Source organism: Streptomyces thermoalcalitolerans (assembly GCF_039525155.1).
Classification (GTDB): domain Bacteria; phylum Actinomycetota; class Actinomycetes; order Streptomycetales; family Streptomycetaceae; genus Streptomyces; species Streptomyces thermovulgaris.
Genome location: NZ_BAAAHG010000067.1, coordinates 1 through 18,188 on the forward strand (window position 1 = coordinate 1; position 18,188 = coordinate 18,188).

The window sequence follows — 18,188 nt, forward strand, 5'->3', positions numbered from 1 at the left end:
CGGACTCCTCGGTCGCGCCGTCCGCGGATCCGGCGTCGGCCGAAGCGGCCTCCGGGTCGCCGGTCCCCGCCGCCTCGGCCTCCGCGGACCGCGACGCGTCCGTGTCCGCGGCCGGGGAGCCCGCGGCCTCGTCCGGCTCGCCCTCGGCGGACTCGGAGCCACCGGACGCCCCGGCGGTCTTCGCCGCCTCGGTCCCGTCGGCGGAGCCGGCCTCGCCTTCCGCGCCCTGCTCGTCCGACCCCGCGTCCTGTGCGGCCGGGCTCTCCCCATCCGCCGGCGCGACGGACTCGCCCTTCCGCGGCTCGGTCCTGGACGCCTCGCCCTGTTCCTTCGGCTCGAAGCCGCTGCCCTCCGGAAGATCCGGCACGGCCACCGGGTTCCCCTCCGGCGGCACGGGCGGCGCAGGCGGTACGGGAGGCACGGGCGGCGTGGGGGCACCGCCCGGCTGGAACGCCGGAGGCGATGCGTACGGCCCCGCCGGCGGAGCGGAGGGCACTCCCGGTGCGGGAACCGGCGGAGGCGGAACCGCCCCGGGCACCGGCCCGCTCGGAACAGCGGACTCCACCGGAGCGGCAGGAGACTTTGGCGGGACCGGGGAACCGGAGGACTCCTCCGCCTCCTCCGTTTCCTCGGCCTCGGACTCCGAACCCCCCGACGTGTTCTGCATGTACCAGGCGGGCGGCGCGTAGTCGATGGTGAACTCGCCGGTCGTCTCGATGGCCGACTCCGCGTCGGGTTGGTCATCGCCGGGTGTGTCCCAGCCCCCGCGGATCCCGTCCCGATCGCTGTTCACAGTTCCTCCTGGTGTGGTCGAGCACCCTCATGCCGCCGGGGCGACCATGTCGTGTCGTTCCGAGTCATCCGTAGTCGCGCGAGGCCGTCCGATCCACCGGTTCTCCCCCGGGCCGTCGACGCCCGGTCCACGGGTATTGACGTCGCGTCCGCTCCCAGCCTAATCACCACGGACCACACCCCGGCAGGCCCGTCCGCCTCCCGGCACACGCCCGTCGGGTCACGCCTGCCCCGAGGGCGACGTGAGCGGCCGGCACCGCACCGCATCAGGCCCGAACGGGGCGACGAGAGGGGGAGCGAGGGCGGCAGGAAGGCGGGAAAGCGACAGGGCGACAAGGCGAGAAGGGGGCGGAAAAGGGGCAAAAAGCTGGAGAAAGGAGGCAGTTCAGTCGAGCCGGCGCGGTGTGCCCAACAATCCGATCTCGGTTTCGGTGGGTTGGGTCACCACGTACTGCCGGTCCCGGTCGGCGCACCACAGCGTGACACCGTCGGCGAGCGTCGGCAAGGACTCCACGTCCGCCCGCGGCAGCGCCATGGTGCGGTTCAGAACGGCCGCCTCGTCCGGCGAGATCCGCTGGACGCCGACGAGCCGCGCCTGCCGTATCAGCCGAGGGGCCACCGGACTCAGGTACGGCAGCAGGGTCAGCACCGACTGCCAGGGGCCCGACACGACACGGCCGCGCGGCGGGCGCATCCCGCAGTCCCGTACGACCAGCACGGGCGTACCGGCCGACGCGCCCTGCGGGGGCACCCGGCCCACGTCGTACACGGCCAGGCCGTTCTGCCCCCCGCCCATGGCGTGCACCATCCGCGCCCAGGACTGGGGCCGGCCCGTCTCCACGGCGACACGCGCCCCGGTGGCCGCCGCACGCAGGGCGAGGACCTGTGCCGTCCACAGGCCGCCGATGAGCAGGATGTCGTACGGCGTGGGCCGGTTGATCCCCAGGACGGCGGGCTGTCCCCCGGCACCCACGCCGATGACGACACCGTCGTCCCCGAGGGGCAGCGCGAGCGTGTCCACCTGCTCCGCGGAGAGCGTGTGGCGTCCGTGCCGCGGACCGATCAGCCCGAAACCGCTGCGCAGCCGTCCGCGCATCCGCTCGGCGGCAGAAGGCGGAACCGCACCCGAAGGATCGGCCGTCCGCGGGGTCACAGTGGTCACCGGGCACCTCCGAGGGGCAGTGTGGCGAGCACTCCGGGCACCTGTTCCCGGTCCAGACGAGCGAGTCCCACGCCCGCCTGCCGCGCGGCGTCCTCCAGCATGCGGCGGGCGGCCACCAGTTCGTCGTCACTGCGCCCGGTGACCCGCACATGCCCGCACAGCGCCGTCTTCTGCCGCTTTGCGCGCGAGAGCGTGAGACTGAACGTCGTGGCGAGCGCCGGCACACTGGTGAGCAGTGCCACGACCTGGGGCAGCGACGGGCCCGGGCCGCCCAGCCGGGGCCAGCGCCGGATCCAGTAGGTGGTGTGGCGGCGGTTGTCGCAGCGCCAGTTGCGGCCGGACTCCTCCGTCCGCCGCTCCCGCGTCCCGCTCCGTCCGGCCTCCGCCGTCACCAGCGGATCGGCACACACGGACGTGGCGATGGCGGCGGTCAGCTCCTCCTCGTCGAGCAGGGTCGTACGGAACCCGGCTCCCGTCAGCCGGCTGGCGAGGTGATCGGCGGCGCGCACAAGGCACTTCTGCGCCCCCACCAGCCCTCCGCCGCGGGCCTTCACCGCCTCCCGGCACAGTTCCGGGTCGAGCTTCAGCGCGATCCAGGTGAGGCGCACCGCGGGCGCACCGGTCTGCGCCTGCAGCGGCGCGTAGTTGGTCACGGCCACCGAGTGCTGGGCCAGGTGCAGCGCCGGCGCGGGCTGCGTGTGCAGCACGATCTGCGCCGACTCCAGCCGTATGTCGTCCACCTCCAGCGCGTCCCGCACCAGCTTGACCGGCAACGGCTGCCGCTCCCGCTCGGCCCGCAGCGCCGTGACAGCGGCCTCCACCTGCACGACGGCGCTGAGAAAGGTCCCGTCCCCGACCATCCCGACGGGACGCCGGTCCCGGCCGCTGTAGGAGCAGGTGCGCAGGCTGGGGTCGCACTCGACGGCAGGGGCGAAACCGGGCTCGACGTCCGGCGGCACCGGAGTGCTCGCGGCCCGCCGCCTGCGGGCCCGCAGGGCGAGCAGGGTGCCCAGCCATTCCGGCAGGGCGCGCCCACGGCGGCGTACGAAGGCCAGGGCCAGGAGGGCGACGGCGACGACGCTCGCCGGTACGAGCGCGAACGGCCCCGCCGCCCCTCCGCAGAGCAGCAGCGCGACGGCCGCCTCCAGCAGGACGAGCCGCTGCAGCGTCAGTGAACTTCCGCGTCCCGCGCGGGACCTCGGCTGCGGAGTGAAGGAGCCTTGGGCCGGTGCGGCAGGCGGGGCGGCGGGACGGACGTCGTGGGCAGCCGGCTGCCGTGCGTCACCGGAACGTGCCCGTGCTTGCGATCGCGATCGGGTCCGTACTGTGGGTGCCGCCACTCCAAATCCCCCGAACTCTTCCGAGAACATTCGCGCACCGCTGCCTCACGGCTCCAGCACCCTACCCGTGCCGCAACCAGTGCCGCGCAACAGGCATAGTAGGGGCCGGTGTTGACAGTTGAGGCACCGGAGAAAGCCGAGGAACGGGGGACTGGTGCACATGCCGGACCTCCACGAGCCCTTCTCGGCTCCGCACGGGGAGAGAGCGGAAACAGATGGCATCACGGCGGGACGAACTCAACGCCTACACCTTCGCGAAGCGCCGCATGATCGCGTCCTTTCTCCGGCCCTCGCCGTCGGGCACGGAGGAAGACGCCCCCAAGCCGCTGAGCGCGATCGTGCCCGGTGCCGTCATCGGCGTGGTGCTCGTCGCGGTGTTCGGCGCCGTCGGCCTGTTCAGCCCGACGGCGCCCAAGGGCTGGGACGAACCCGGGGAACACGTCATCGTCGCCAGCCGGTCGACCACACGCTACGTGGTGCTGAGGACGGGCAAGCAGACCCAGCTGCACCCGGTCCTGAACATGACCTCCGCGAAACTCCTGCTGGACCCGGGCAAGAACAGCGTCATCACCGTCGACGAGGAGGTCCTCGACAGCGGCAGGCTCCCGCACGGCGCCACGATCGGCATCCCCTACGCCCCCGACCGGCTGCCGACGGCCGGCGAGGCCGGGTCCCCCAAACGCTGGATGGTCTGCGAACGTCCCGGCGACGGCGGCCGGGCCATCCAGAAGGCGGCGTTCGTCCTCGCCGAGAAGGAGTGGTCCAGGACGGAGGGAAGGGAGAAGCTCTCGGGCGGCGACCTGATGTACGTCGTCGGCCCCGACGGGAAGAGCCAGTACGTCGTCGACGCGGGCGGGACCGCGTACCCGCTGAAAAATCCGGCCGACAAGGAACTGCTCAAGGCCCTCGACACCCAGGGCCGCGCCCCGCAGCGTGTCTCCCAGCAGTGGCTCGCAACCCTCCACAAAGGGGATCCGATCGAGATCCCGGAGATTGACGGCCCGCCGGGTGCCCCGGCGGGCGCGTTCCGAGGAGTGCAGGAGTACGACAAGTACGACAAAGTCGGCATGGTCATCAAGGCGTACGACGGCCGGCGGATGCAGTACTACGTCGTGCTGCCCGGCCGCGTGGCCCGCGTCTCCGAGTTCACCGCCACCCTGCTGCTCAACAGCAGCGCCCTGGTCGCCGTCGGCCAGGCGGGTGAGGCCCAGCAGGTCAGCCCCGGCGCGGTGACCGACACCACGACGTTCGCCGGGGACAGGAACTGGCCGACGCACAAACCGAGGACAGTGAACGACGGAGGCAGCACGACCTTTGGACGCAACACCGTCTGCGCGGTCCTGCGCTCCGTCGACAGCCGGGGCCGGACGACCCTGTCCACCTGGGCGGGCACCGGCTTCCCCGCGCAACTGCCCACCGGCTCCTCCAGCGCGTACGTCACTCCCGGCTCGGGGCTGCTCTTCCGGCAGTTCCAGGGCACGGAGACACAGGCGGGCGGCATCTTCCTGGTGACCGACACGGGCCTGCGCTACGCCCTGCAGTCCAACAGCGACAGCGCCACCGACGACAAGGGCATCGGCACCTCCGCCCAGCGGCGCAAGGAGGCCCTCACGGAGGCGAGGATCGCCCAGACCCGGCTCGGCTACGAACGGGTCGAGCCGGCGCCCGTTCCCGCGGAGTGGTCGACGTTCCTGCCGACCGGCCCGCGCCTGTCGGAGGCCGCGGCACGGCAGCCGCAGGGCTCGTAGCCGCGAAGGAGACCGACATGCCGAAGGCACCCGTTCCCGGCCGCCGCAGGCGCACCGCAACCGCGCCCCGGACGGCGGCCCTGGCCGCGGCCGTCGCGCTCATGGCGGCAGCCCATGTCCTCGTCCTGCCCGCGACCGCCGCCCGGGCGGACAGCGGCCAGTGCACCTTCCCGTCGAAGCCGTACCGGGGCCGCCCCTGGGCCCTGCAGCGGGTCAACCTGGACGAGCTGTGGGCGCAGTCCACGGGCAAAGGCGTCCGGGTCGCCGTGATCGACACAGGAGTCGACATCCGGCACCCGCAGCTGAAGCCGGCCGTCGACGCCTCCAAGGGCAGGAACTATCTGCCCGCCAAGAACGCCAAGGGCGAGAAGATCGAACGCGGTGACAACCGGGGAACCACCGACACCGTCGGCCACGGCACACGCGTGGCCGGCATCATCGCGGCCCGTCCCGCCAGGAACACGGGCTTCGTGGGCCTGGCACCGGACGCGACGATCATCCCGATGAAACAGAACAACGCGGAGGGAGACGGAACGGCCGCCACACTCGCCCAGGCGATCCGCGACGCGGTGGACGCGGGCGCCGACGTCATCAACATCTCCCAGGACACGGCCAACGCCGTCAGACCCGACATCCGCCTGGAACAGGCGGTGAACTACGCCCTCGACCGGGAGGTCGTGGTGGTCGCCTCGGCCGGCAACGACGGCCTGGGCGGCAACGTCAAGCCCACCTACCCGGCGTCGTACAAGGGCGTCCTCGCGGTGGCGGCCTCCGACCGCAACAACGAACGCGCCCCCTTCTCCCAGTCGGGGGAGTTCGTCGGAGTCGCGGCCCCCGGCGTCGACATGATCTCCACGGTTCCCGGCGGCGGCCACTGCTCCGACAACGGCACCAGCTTCTCCGCCCCCTATGTCGCCGCGGTGGCGGCCCTGCTGAAGGCCAAGTACCCCCAGTGGACGGCCCAGCAGATCGTCGCCCAGATCGAGCAGACCGCGGAACGCTCGATCGCGGGCCACGACCGCCTGGTCGGCTGGGGCGTGGTCGACCCGGTCAGGGCCCTGACGGACGTGGACCCCGCCCACCCCGTGGAGTCACCCGAGGCCCGGGAAGGCGTCACCCGCGCCAAGGCTCCCTCGGTGACTCCCTTGCACTTCGGCGAAACCCCCGACGAACGCAACCAGCGCCTGGCCACCTATGTGACGGTCGGCAGCCTGGTTGTGACAGCAGTCCTGAGCGGAACGGCAGTGGCGGTACGGGACGCACGACGGCGGCACGGGCACAGAGGCGCGGGAGGGGAGGCATGACGACGATGACAGGGGGTCAGCTTCGTCCCAGCCCTGTCCGCTATCGGCACCTGCACAAACGCCCGCGTCCCGTTGGCGGCTGGCCATGAACATGAACTGATGAGCGCGGAGGACGAAACCACACGGAACCTGAACGGCAGCTCATGGGGCGGCGCCGCACTTCCGTCCGGGAGTGAACGCCCTCCTCGCTGGCCTGGCAGCGTCTACCGAAGCTTCATTCCCGCATCGCGGCCGCAGCGACAAACAAGATCTTCTGCCTGCATGTTACTCGCAAACACACGGGCGACAGCGAAACGGTGGCGTCGAGCCTTCCAGCTAAATCACACTCATGCCGCTTACTTTCATGCGGTTCAGCAACGTCACTCGCGGAGCTTTGACGGCCTGTCGCACTTGGCCTTCATGTGAGCGTGCACGGCAGCGTTCTCCGCCAGATCGATCAGCTTCGCTCGAAGATCCGACGCAGAAGCGTCGCCCTGCTTCTTCAACCGGACAACGACGCTTAGATGACGGCGGATCCCATGTGAAGCACACGGCACATAGATGGCAGCAATTTTGTCGGAGGCAACAGCCTTGTCTCCGGCGGCAAAGGGCAGGATTGATGACGCAGAAACGAATTGCTCAACGGCCTCCTTCTGCCATCTCTCTGTTGTTTCGTACTCCAACATATCAGTCCGCGCCACCAGAAGTTGTTTGCCGTCTCCATAGACGAAGCATGCGGTCTGATAAAAGTCATCCGACTCGTCGGTGCGCAAGTCTGTCGCATTGTCCTGGAATGAATAGGAGGACTTCTCCGGCAATACGCCTGTAAGTGCAGTTGCGGCGCGCGATGCGTTGCCGAGTGACGCGCACACATCCTCTGCCCTGATCTCGCCTCTTTTTTTAAAGGGTGGCAGTTTGAAAGTGTATGCCAATCCGGCAGCGAGCGTCAGTGTAAGTGCAATCCCTGTAATGAAAAAAATCTTGGTGCGGTTCAATCTCAACATTTAGTCTTCCGTGTCGAGTTGCCGAGGAATTCCCTCGCCATCGAGGTAATCGTGAATATTCGTGCGTGCGCTGTCAAAGCCGGACTGGGCGGAGGTGGCCACGGAGGCCTCAATCAAGGGGTAGCGGCGACCAGCTCTGGTTCCGGCCTTCTGCGCTGCTTCTTCGACCATTTTGTAGGTCGACTCCTTGGTGCTCTCAAACTTTTCTCCGTTGCGGTAGATGACTTCGCCGGAGCTGTCCTTCAAGGAACCCTCGACGATGGCACCGATGATCTCGTCCGCAGCAGTACTTGCCATGTCGCCGACGATGACGCCGCCAGGGCCCACGAGCGGTTCCGACGCCAAACCGACGCCGATTCCTACGGCAGTGCCACCCCACGTTCCGGCTGCCTCGATTGCTGCGTTGTACTCGGCGTCCTTGGTAGCGCCTTTCACCTCATTTTCGTACGCACGACCGGCACCGATGATGCCTGCGACCTGGCCAGCAGTTCTGGCGATGTCTTCGATCCCTTGTTTGAGGCGATCACTCTGAGGAAAGTTAGGGTCGACGATGTAAGCGTCGGGATTTCGGAAGTGGTACTCCATCAGGTTCGTCGTGTAGCTGTGCTGTCCGAGGGTCACTGCGGCGTAGCCCTCTGGGTTGCGGCCAACGGCGTACAGAAACCGAGTGAGGTCGTTTGAGCTTGGGGAAGCGGCGGTGCCTGCGACGGGGAACAGGTCTTTCTCCGCAACGTGGCCCGCATACAACTGCCGGTTAATGTCAGGCATGTATTCGGCGGCGATCTGGCCCATGCTGTCCGACATGTAGGAATTGTCAGTCAGGCGTGTGAGGTCCTCTGACACTGAGCGCACGATACTCGTCATGAGTTTTGCCTGGCCCGCATTGTGAGCAGGAGTATCTGCTGTCGGTTGTTCACCTGCCGGGTGCCCCGTAGTCGCTGCCTCCAAGGCGAGTGCAAGGTTGTTCTTACCGGTGTGCAGCTCGTTCCCCTGGGAGTCTGTCTCCTCCGGCCACTTCCGTTCCTCGAACAGATACTGGAAGTTGGACAGTGAGACCTTGCCCTTCTTGCCGTTGCCGTCGGTGTCCCGCTCGAATGGGTTGTTCTCGTCGTGCTTGGAGATGTACTGCTGGTTGAAGAAGTCGGTTGCTGCGTCCGGACTGTTGGAGAGACCCTTCAGGTATCCGGTGAGCGGATCAGAGCCGCTGTCCTTACCGATCCGGTTAAGAACTGGAGAAACACCGAGGTGTTGCCAGGCAGCATTGCCGTGGCGCCCGTTTCCGGTGAGCTTGCGCTCAGTCTCCATGAGCTTGGTTCCGTAGTCCTTCAGGAACTGGTCGTCGTAGTCTCCGGTTCGCATCAGGTTGCTCATGACCTGGAAACCCATGGGGCCACCGTGGTTGCCGTAGAGTGGTTTATCGCCGATATCGACCATCGTGCGCTTCCACTCGGTCATCCCCACCGAGTCGCTCTGCGTGGCGTGGGCAAGCGTCAGTCCCAGATTGCGCTGTAGGTCGTCGAACTGGTCGAGTCGTTTGTGTCCCAGCTCATAGTTGCCCCTAGCTGGATCGTTGAGGCCGGCCCAGAACTCCAACACTTTCTTTGGCCCCAGACCTGTGGCGAAGCGCTCAGCGAACAATGAGTCATTGGCATACTTCTTCAGCCCGGCGTTCAGACGGTCGAAATCATCGACCGTGAGATCCTCGGGCTTCTTGGCTGCCAGCTTGGCCAGCGTATCGGCTTCCTTGATGGCTGCTGCCGCCGAGTCCCGGTCCTTGTAACTGGCCTCCGAGAAGCCCAGTTTGCTCTGGTTTGCGATAGCCTGGAGGATGGTACTGGCCGAGTTGTCGCTCTCGGTGGCTTTCTCGAGGATGCCTTGGATCTCGTCTCGAAGAGCTACGACGTCCGCCTGGCTTGCCTTGCTGTCTCCGCCGTCCGAAGGGTCGCTTGCCGAGACGGTGAAGCCGCCCTTGCTGCTGACGACTCTGATGCCCTTCTTCTCCCCGCGGCTGATGGCTTCGATGAGCTGTCGGTGATAGCCCTTCAGCTCACCATAGGTGTCACGAAGGATGTTCCGGATCGTTGTGGCCTGGGTGTGGGCGTCAGCGAACTCCCCGGCGGTCTTGCCGATGAACCCCTTGGACACTTGGGCGTTCACGCCGGCCCACTCTGCTTTGTTGGCAGCCGTGCGGAGATTGTCCTCGGCATCCTTCTTCAGTTCTGCCAGATGGTTGACGAGCAGCGTCCAGTCGGCGACAGCGTCGTCGAGCAGCTTGAAGTTGGCATGGCGCAGGGTATCGAGGTCCATCGGCCTTCGTTTCTTGGGGCTGGTAGCGACAGTCAAGTGATCCTGGTATCGGTGGGGAGCGAGGACGAGGAAGAGCGGGCAGCTGTGAATGGCGCCATGCGGTCTTCCGGAGTGCCTCTACTCCTCCTTCTTCTTGGGAGGTGAGCCATAAATGGGGTTCTTGCTGCCTGGCTTGCCGACTCGTTCGTCGAAGCCCGCGTCCAGGACATCGATGCTGCTCATCTTGCGCTGGATGTAGCCGTCGTCGCCGGCATGCAACTTCTTGGTGAGCCGCATGTGATTCGAGATGTGCGCGCACGCGTCCATCAAGGACTTGAGCTGCTCCTCCCAGCGGTTCGACACATGTTGCAGGCCGACGCCAAGTGCGAAGCCCTGCTTCGACAGGTCCGCAGCAGCGGAGTCGCTACTGGGGAGGGCGACACGGGCCTTGTCCCACAGCTGGTTGTACAGGTGGTGCGCGGACTTGCCGATTTTCTGAAGTTCTGTGTTCTTGACCTTCAGATCGCCGTACTTGTCCGGCAATGCGGGGGAACCGTACCGGCCGTCGCCGCCGTCTACCTGGTTCAACTGCATCTGTGTCGAACGCCGTTCGGCTGCCTGAGCCTTGAGGCTCTCCCACTCTTCCCAAGCCATGGTGGTTCCCTTCCCCCGTGAGTTCGGCCTTCGCTGTCCGTACAGGCAGATACTGCCGCGTCGGTGCGACAGTCGGCATGGTGTTGCAGGCCATACTCCTTTCGCGCGCAACTCGTTGAATGTCGCAACGGTTTTCAGGTCGTCTGTTGCACCTGCGCTCAGCATAAGCAGTGCGGTTCTTGCGAGCTCTGACGATGCGTCACGTGCTTCGCAGCACATTGGCAAGTTGTCGCAAATCACTTCTGTCGACGGTGGGTTGCGGACTGCTGGGGCACATCCTGGTTGGTCGGGATGTGCGGGGTGGCTAGAGTGGCGCATGCGTGGTGAGGCGCGGCCTGCTTTGCGATCGTGTGGAGAGCGGCCGGCCGGTCTCGGCTGATGCGCATACGGGGAAACGGGGAGGTAAGGCGTGCTTCCGGCGGACATGATGGGGGGCGTGTCGACCGCCAGGGCGGCGTACCTGGGGGCCGGTGCTGGAACGCCGACCACGTTCGTGCAGCCAGGGGACTCGGTTCGGTGTGACCCGAAGTCGTCGGTCGGTGCTCTTGGGAACGGCTTCGCACTCGAAGAGGAGCGACGTCGGCGCTTCCGGGAGATTCAGGCAGAGACCAGGGCACTTCGGCCTGAAGGCGGGCGCACCGGCGGCGGGCGGAGCGGAAACCTGTGAACAGGGCCGGCAACCAGCGCGACGCGGACTTGGGCGGGTTTCTCCATGGACTTCTCCGTGGAACCCGTTCACGGACCTCGCCCGTGGTGTCGGGGAACGACGTGGCGATGGTGGGCTCTTCGGTGACCTCTTCTCCTGCAACGCCCGGTCACAGCAGCACACTCCGGGACGTACCGGAAGCCGCGGCGGCAGGGACCGCGATCGACGGCAGAGGCTTCACCGTCCATGCGGGCGTGACGCGCGAGTGAGGGCGTCGACTGTCTGAACCGGAGGCTACAAAAGCTCATCGGACGGGCTCGGAAGAGCCAGTGCCCGAAGGCACCGCGGATGTGCTCGCCGGCATCTCGGCGGTGAGCCGGCACAGCAGGGCCAACACAGCAGGACCAGAGAACAGACACCGAGTCAGAAAACAGACAGAAGAAGGGAAGGGCGGCCATGACCGACAGGCAGAGGCTTGAGGATCAGGCAGTCACCAAGCTGCAGAAGGACATGTACGAGAAGTACGAGAGCATCCGGAAGCGCGTGCACGGCCTGCAGCAGATCATCGACGGTCTCGAGAACCAGTGGGAAGGAGTCGGCCGTAACGCGTTCGACAAGAAGCAGTACGAGATCAATGAGTCCCTGAAGCGCATCGGCGGCATTCTCGGCGACGTCATCGAGGCGATGACGAAGACGCGCGACATCAAGGACTCCAAGGAGGACGAGGTGCGTGCGGCGGTGAACAAGATCGACGTTCGCCACGGAGCCCCCACAGTGCCGGTGTCCCCCATCAGCTCGTACTGAGACGGGCGGCTTCAGGAAATCGGCCGGTCAGCCGGCCCATCAGGCACACACGAGTGAGACGAGGCAGAGGACATGGCCAGCAATTTCGACGGATTGAACGTCTCCTACAGCGGGGTTGCCTCGTTGGCGAGCCAGCTCTCCAACGAGGCGAAGATCCTCGAACAGGACTTGCAGGAGCTCAAGCAGATGGTGATGCAGAGCCGGCAGTACTGGGAGGGCAGCGCCCAGGGCACCTTCGACAAGAAGCTGGCTGAGTGGAGGAAGGAGGCAGGCGACATTCACGCCGCCCTGGCCGCCATCAGCAAGGTCGTGCATGAGGCCGGCGGCACCTACAAGGAGGGCGACCTGCAGGCCGCCCGCCACTTCCTCTAGGAACGTCGGCTCAACGAAGCACCGGGGTGGGCGCGCACGGGAGGCGCCCACCCCCTTGTGTGCTTCGAAGGCCGATGCCGCGCTGTCGTGGGGCACGTACCGCCCGCAGGCGCGGCATGAACACACCATCACTCCAGTGAGCGAACCGGCCCAGCGCCGGCGCGGCATGGATCAGTCGTCCACCAATCCCACCTGCACCAGCCGCCGTACCTGCCGCCGTGACACGAACACGCCCCGGCCCGTCGGCATGGGACGCGGACGCACGTCGCCGAGCAGTTCTCCCTCGGCGGGGTCGCCCGCGAAGACCACACCCTGGGCGCCGAGTTCCTTGATGCGCTGCATGAAGGACTCGTAGCCCGCACGGCCCGCACCCGCCGTGGAGCGGGCGATGATGAAGCGGACACCGACGTCCCGGGCGAAGGGCAGCAGCTCCGTCAGACCGGCCAGCGGGTTGCCGCTCGAGGTGGAGACCAGGTCGTAGTCGTCGATGATCACGTACACGGTGGGGCCGCGCCACCAGCTGCGGTCGCGCAGCTGCTCGGGTGTGACGTCCGGGGGAGGCGTGCGGCGCTGCATCAGGTCGGCCAGTGCGTCCATGTGGTGCTGCATCTGGTTCGACATGGGGACGTACTCCGCCAGATGCGAGGACGGGGTCACCCCGAGCAGCGAACGGCGGTTGTCGACCACGAGCAGCTTGCAGGAATCGCCGTCGTAGCGCTCCGTGAGCCTCTTGATGAGCAGTTTCAGCAGGTTCGACTTGCCGGACTCGCTCTCGCCGAAGATCAGGAAGAACGGGTCCTGGTCGAAGTCCACGAACACCGGCTCGAGGTTGTCCTCGTCGAGGGCGAAGGAGACGCCCCGGTCCGGGAACCGGTCGCCCGGCGGCAGCTGGGCGGCGGAGAACCGGCGCGGCAGCAGGCGGACCTCGGGGGCGCCGGGCCCCTCCCAGTGGCGTGCCACCTCGGTTGCCAGGGCCGTCGTCGCATCCGCCAGGTCCGTGTCGGAGGACAGGCCGTCGATCCGGGGGACCGCCGCCATGAAGTGCAGCTTCTGCGGTGTCTGGCCGCGCCCCGGCACACCCGTCGGCACATTGGCCGCGACCTTGCGGTCGAACTCGGAGTCCATGGGGTCGCCCAGCCGCAGCTCCAGGCGGTTCATCAGGTGGTCCTTCAGGTTCGAACGGACCTCCATCGACCGTGAGGCGGTGAGGATCAGGTGGATGCCGTAACCGAGGCCGCGGGCCGCGATGTCGAGGACCACCGGCTCCAGCGCCTCGTAGTCCGAGCGGAAGCTGCTCCAGCCGTCGATCACCAGGAACACGTCACCCCACGGCTGGTCGGCGACCGAGATGTCCCCCCGGGCACGACGGCTGCGGAACTCGGCGATGGAGGAGATGCCCGCGGTGCGGAAGTACTCCTCACGCCGGGTCATCACGCCGTACACCTCGGCGGCCGTGCGCCGCACCTTCTCCGGGTCCAGCCGGGAGGCCACACCGCCCACGTGCGGCAGGCCCGCGAGGGCGGACATGCCGCCGCCACCGAAGTCCAGCCCGTAGAACTGCACCTCGTGCGGAGTGTGGGTCAGGGCGAACGCCGCGATCAGGGAGCGCACCAGCGTCGACTTGCCGGACTGCGGACCGCCGAGGATCTGCATGTGCCCGGCCGAGCCCCCGAAGTCGACCCAGAGCGGGTCCCGCCGCTGCTCGTAGGGTTTGTCGACGATGCCGACCGGAACGACCAGCCGGCCCGCTCCCTCGTACCCCGGCTGGGTCAGACCGCGGCCGGGCACCGGGGCGAGCCCGGGCAGCAGCGAGTCGAGGGACGGCGGGCTGTCCAGCGGCGGCAGCCACACCTGGTGCGCGGCCGGGCCCTGGGCCTCCAGCCGTCGCACGATCACGTCGAGCACGGTGTCCGCGAACGCGTCGTCCCTCTCGTCGCGCTTTTCGTCGTGCTCCGATTCCTCTTCCTCCCGCTGTCGCGGCACGTACCGCACCGGGACCTCGGCCGCCGTGAACAGCACCGGCCTGCGGTCGACCGGGAGCGGCCCGCCGAGCGCGGCCGCCTGCTCGGAACGCGTGCGGTACACGCCGGAGACGTACGCGGCCTTGAAGCGCACCATCTGGTCGGTGCCGTACTTCAGGAAGCCGGAACCGGGGACATTGGGCAGCTCATAGGCGTCGGGGACCCCGAGCGCGGCCCGTGACTCGGCTGCGGAGAAGGTGCGCAGACCGATCCGGTACGACAGATAGGTCTCCAGGCCGCGCAGACGGCCCTCCTCCAGCCGCTGCGAGGCGAGCAGCAGATGCACGCCCAGCGACCGGCCGATACGGCCGATCTGGACGAACATGTCGATGAAGTCCGGCTTCGCCGTCAACAGCTCGCTGAACTCGTCGATCACCAGGACGAGTGAGGGCAGCGGCTGGAGCGGTGCGCCGGCCGCGCGGGCCTTCTCGTAGTCGTGGATGTTGGCGTAGTTGCCCGCGTCGCGGAGCAGCTCCTGACGGCGGTTGAGCTCACCGCGGATCGAGTCGCCCATGCGGTCGACGAGGGTGAGGTCGTCGGCGAGGTTGGTGATCACGGCCGCGACGTGCGGCAGCCGGGCCATGCCCGCGAAGGTCGCGCCGCCCTTGAAGTCGGCGAGGACGAAGTTGAGCGTCTCGGAGGAGTGGGTCACGGCCAGGCCGAGGACCAGGGTGCGCAGCAGCTCCGACTTGCCGGAACCGGTGGCGCCCACACAGAGGCCGTGCGGGCCCATGCCGTCCTGGGCCGCCTCCTTGAGGTCGAGCATGACGGGCCGGCCTTCCTCGTCGACGCCGATCGGCACACGCAGCCGCTCGGCCTGCGCACGCGGCCGCCAGGTACGCCGGGGGTCGACGGAGGCGGCGTCGCCCAGGTTCAGCAGGTCGGTGAACTCCAGGTTGGCGAGCAGCGGTTCGTCGTCGTCCCCGCCCGACGCGATCCGCAGCGGCGCCAGTTGCCGGGCCAGTGCCTCCGCGGCCTCGTACGACAGAACGTCCGGCGTCCCCTCGTAGACCATGCCGTGGGCGGACTCCAGCCGCAGCTCGTCCGGACACACCACGACGGAGAGGTCTCCGTGCCCGGGGCTGCGCTCTCCGGGCGCGATCTCCAGGAGCGTCACTCCCTGCAGTCCCTCGGGGGCGGCCAGCAGGGACGCGGGCGGCAGGGAGACACCGTCGAGCACGATCACCAGATGCGGCTGCTCGGCAACGGGCGGTCCCTCCGGGTGGAAGCGCGGCCGGCCCTCGAGACGGCTGCCGAGCAGGTCCTCCAGCTCCACCGGGTCGGTCGTGATCAGACGCCTGCTGCCCGCGCCGTCCGTGACGCCCGGGACCTGGCTGTGCGGCAGCCACTTGGCCCATTCCCACTCCGGGACGGTGTCCCGGTGGGCGGCGACGGCGACGAGCATGTCCTCGGGGGAGTGCAGCGCGGCGAGGGAGCCGATGAGGGCACGGGCCGTGCCGCGCACAGTGGCCGGCTCGCCGCTGACGGTCACATGGGAGAAGGCACGCAGCGAGATCGCCATGGGCAGGTCCTCGAGCGTGCTGTGGGTGGCGAGGAAGCGCTGCATCGCACTCGCGGTCAGCGGCTCCAACTGGTCCACGGGGGCGGTCTCCGGCGGGACGAGAGGAGAGGCCAGGGCCTGCGGGCCGAGGCCCACGCGCACCTGTCCGAAGTCCTCGTCACCGGGGCGCCTCTCCCACACCCTGCTGCCCTCGGCGATCAGCGCCCACAGTTGCCCGGGCGAAGGATGCAGGTAGTACTGGGCGTCGCGCTGGGCTCGCGCGGTGTCCAGGACCGTGCGCCGGACCTGTGACAGATACCTCAGGTAGTCGCGGCGGATGTCGGCCAGCTGCCCCTGGTTGCCGCGGCGGTAACGGACCAGCATGGCGATGCCCATGGCGATGGTGGAGGCGATCATCACCATCCCCATGACCTTCATGAAGGGCTGGGCCTGCGGGTTGAAGAAGAACACCACCGAGCCGCCCATGCCGAGCATGGGCAGCAGTTGCATCAGGACGCCTTCCTGCTGCCCGCGCGGCAGTTCCGGTGGGGGCTGCAGCACGATCTCGTCCGTGGGCACCTCCTTCGGCAGTGCCCGTGGTGGACGCTTGACGACGATATGGCTCACAGCGCACCAATTCCCTTGCCCGACCGAGGAGTTCTGTCCGCCGCCCCGTCTCATGCGGACGCCGGTCGCGAACGGCGATCCTACTGACAACCAGCGGAACCCACGGGCGGTAGGGTGCCGGATGAGACGTGTGAGCAAGTGCGAACCGGCCCGGTGACATCGGGTGAGAAAACCGGGCGATGCGCGGTGTTCGAAGCGGGTGTCCCCGGCGCCGTCCGGCCGGGACGGTGCGGCCGGCTCCGGCAGCGGGGAAGGCGCCGTACGGACTCCGCCGAGACATGCACATGATCTTCAAGGGCGGGCGTGTGCCGGTGATGCGCCGGCCGGCCCCACCACCGACGAGGGGGAACAGCAGGTGAGCACGACGGCCTCCGCGCCGGCCGGCACCACTGCCGGACCGGGCACCGGAGCCCCTGCCGGAGCGGGCGAGTTCGGCTTCTGCCGGGTCACGATCGTGGCGCCCGACAGCCGGATCGACGTGGCGCTGCCCGACGACGTACCGGTCGCGGACCTGTACCCGGAGATCCTGCGGCTCGCCCGGCAGAGTCCCGCCGAGGGCGCACCCGTCGGGTATCACCTCGTCCGCCGCGACGGCACCGTCCTCGACAGCTCCCGTTCCCTCACGGCACAGCGCATCCTCGACGGCGAACTGCTCGCGCTGCGCCCGTTCGCCGAGTCGTTGCCGCCCGCCGTCTTCGACGACGTCTCCGAGGCGGTGGCCTCCGCCGTCACCCGCGACCGGGCGCTGTGGAACGGCGAGCTGACGCGGGCGGCCGGTCTGGTCGCGGGCGGCATCCTGCCCGCGCTGCTGGCGTTCGTGGCCTGGAGCTCGCAGATCCGCCACGACATGCACAGTCTTCAGGGCGTCCTCGCCGCCGTCGCCGGAGTGCTCCTGACCGCCGTCGCGTGTGTGCGTGCGCGGGTGTACGACGACCGGGGCTCCGCGGTCGCCCTGGGCCTGGGCGCCCTGCCGAACGTCGCCGTGGCGGGGTCCGGGCTGCTGCCGCTCGCCGACGGGCAGGGCGTCGGAAGGCTTCAGTTCCTGCTCGCCTGCGCGGCGGTCCTGATCGTCTCCGTCCTGCTCACCCTGGTCTCGCCGGGCGGTGACGGCCCCTTCGTGGCGTTCGTCCTCGCTTCCGCGGTCGGGCTGGTCACCACGTTCATCGGGATCCTCACCGACCTCAGGCCCATCGAGACGGCCGCCGTCTGCGCCCTGCTCGCCGTGAGCGCGCTGGCCTTCCTGCCCGGACTGTCCCTGCGCTTCGCGCGGCTGCCCATCGGCTTCGAGGTGCCCACCCCCGTGCGGGGCGCCTACACGGAGAACGAGCCCGACACGCATGAGCCCGTGGACGCCGAGCGCATCGCGGCACAGGTGCGCCGCGGCCACGAACTGCTCGTCGGACTCGTCGGCGGCTGTGCGCTCGTCGCGGTGGGCGCGTCGGTCGTCCTCGGCTTCTCCGGCAACCTCTGGGCGCAGCTCCTGGCGTGCGCGACCGGAGTGGCGATGCTGATGCGCGCCGGTCTGTTCCGCTACACCGCCCAGGTCGCCGCCACCCTGGCCGCCGGCCTGGCCGCCCTTGTCCTCCTCGGCATCGGCCTCGCGCTGCACCCGCCCGTGGAGTACGTGCGCGACGCACTGCGGGGCGACACCACCGCCCTCGATCTGCGCAGCGTCTGGCTCGTGGCCGCCATCGGCGCGGCGGCCGCCCTGGTCACCGTCATCGGGCTGATCATTCCGCGACGCGGCGTCACCCCTTTCTGGGGCCGCTTCCTGGAGATCGCGGAAGGCTTCGTCCTGCTCACCCTGCTGCCGCTGGTCCTGGCCGTGTTCGACGTGTACGCGACGGTGCGCTCGATGACCGGCTGAGCCACCGGACACGGCGCGGACAGGCGGCGGAGGACCGCCTGTCCTTCGGGTGGAAAGCCGGCGAGCAGCGCAACACGTCGA

Annotated in this window: 12 protein-coding genes; 5 read left to right on the plus strand and 7 right to left on the minus strand. The window is 68.4% G+C overall.

All coding sequences use genetic code 11. The annotated features are described in order from the left end of the window. From ABD224_RS26195 to eccE, 3 genes are all read right to left on the minus strand, one after another. The coding region (locus ABD224_RS26195) for an SCO5717 family growth-regulating ATPase (protein ID WP_344054178.1) at positions 1–793 on the minus strand (793 nt) is incomplete at its 3' end. A gap of 384 nt (positions 794–1,177) precedes the next feature. Continuing rightward, positions 1,178–1,888 (minus strand): hypothetical protein, encoded by a 711-nt coding sequence (locus tag ABD224_RS26200; protein WP_344054223.1) that lies wholly within the window; start codon positions 1,886–1,888, stop codon positions 1,178–1,180. A gap of 62 nt (positions 1,889–1,950) precedes the next feature. After that, positions 1,951–3,324 carry a type VII secretion protein EccE gene (gene eccE, locus ABD224_RS26205; RefSeq protein ID WP_425581056.1) on the minus strand — a complete coding sequence of 458 codons (1,374 nt, stop codon included), beginning with the start codon at positions 3,322–3,324 and terminating at the stop codon, positions 1,951–1,953. A 185-nt stretch (positions 3,325–3,509) separates the two neighbouring features. On the opposite strand from eccE, the gene eccB reads away from it, so the two are divergent. Both eccB and mycP read left to right on the plus strand, forming a co-directional pair. Next, positions 3,510–5,042: a type VII secretion protein EccB gene (eccB, locus tag ABD224_RS26210; RefSeq protein WP_344054182.1), complete on the plus strand. Its 1,533-nt coding sequence runs from the start codon at positions 3,510–3,512 to the stop codon at positions 5,040–5,042. Between the two features lie 17 nt (positions 5,043–5,059). Beyond that, positions 5,060–6,346: a type VII secretion-associated serine protease mycosin gene (gene mycP, locus ABD224_RS26215; RefSeq protein WP_425581057.1), complete on the plus strand. Its 1,287-nt coding sequence runs from the start codon at positions 5,060–5,062 to the stop codon at positions 6,344–6,346. A gap of 359 nt (positions 6,347–6,705) precedes the next feature. Here mycP and ABD224_RS26220 read toward each other — a convergent pair whose 3' ends face one another. From ABD224_RS26220 to ABD224_RS26230, 3 genes are all read right to left on the minus strand, one after another. Continuing rightward, complete coding sequence (locus ABD224_RS26220; protein WP_344054185.1) at positions 6,706–7,320, minus strand: hypothetical protein; 615 nt, start codon at positions 7,318–7,320, stop codon at positions 6,706–6,708. Positions 7,321–7,329: 9 nt separating this feature from the next. Beyond that, entirely contained in the window at positions 7,330–9,636 is a 2,307-nt protein-coding gene (locus ABD224_RS26225; protein WP_344054187.1) for a hypothetical protein, read from the minus strand. Positions 9,637–9,753: 117 nt separating this feature from the next. Then, positions 9,754–10,269, minus strand: coding sequence for a hypothetical protein (locus ABD224_RS26230; protein ID WP_344054189.1), 516 nt, complete (start codon positions 10,267–10,269; stop codon positions 9,754–9,756). Between the two features lie 1,102 nt (positions 10,270–11,371). Between ABD224_RS26230 and ABD224_RS26235 the strand changes: the two genes are divergently transcribed. Continuing rightward, positions 11,372–11,719, plus strand: a complete 348-nt coding sequence (locus ABD224_RS26235) for a WXG100 family type VII secretion target (RefSeq protein WP_344054191.1) — start codon at positions 11,372–11,374, stop codon at positions 11,717–11,719. A gap of 72 nt (positions 11,720–11,791) precedes the next feature. Then, a complete protein-coding gene (locus tag ABD224_RS26240; RefSeq protein ID WP_344054193.1) occupies positions 11,792–12,091 on the plus strand; it encodes a WXG100 family type VII secretion target in 300 nt (99 codons plus the stop codon). 171 nt (positions 12,092–12,262) lie between these two features. Here the strand turns inward: ABD224_RS26240 and eccCa are convergent, their stop codons facing one another. Next, positions 12,263–16,240, minus strand: a complete 3,978-nt coding sequence (eccCa, locus tag ABD224_RS26245) for a type VII secretion protein EccCa (RefSeq protein ID WP_344054195.1) — start codon at positions 16,238–16,240, stop codon at positions 12,263–12,265. Between the two features lie 355 nt (positions 16,241–16,595). Between eccCa and eccD the strand changes: the two genes are divergently transcribed. After that, on the plus strand, positions 16,596–18,107 hold the full coding sequence (gene eccD, locus ABD224_RS26250; RefSeq protein WP_344054197.1) for a type VII secretion integral membrane protein EccD: 1,512 nt from the start codon (positions 16,596–16,598) through the stop codon (positions 18,105–18,107). The last annotated feature ends 81 nt before the right edge of the window (positions 18,108–18,188 follow it).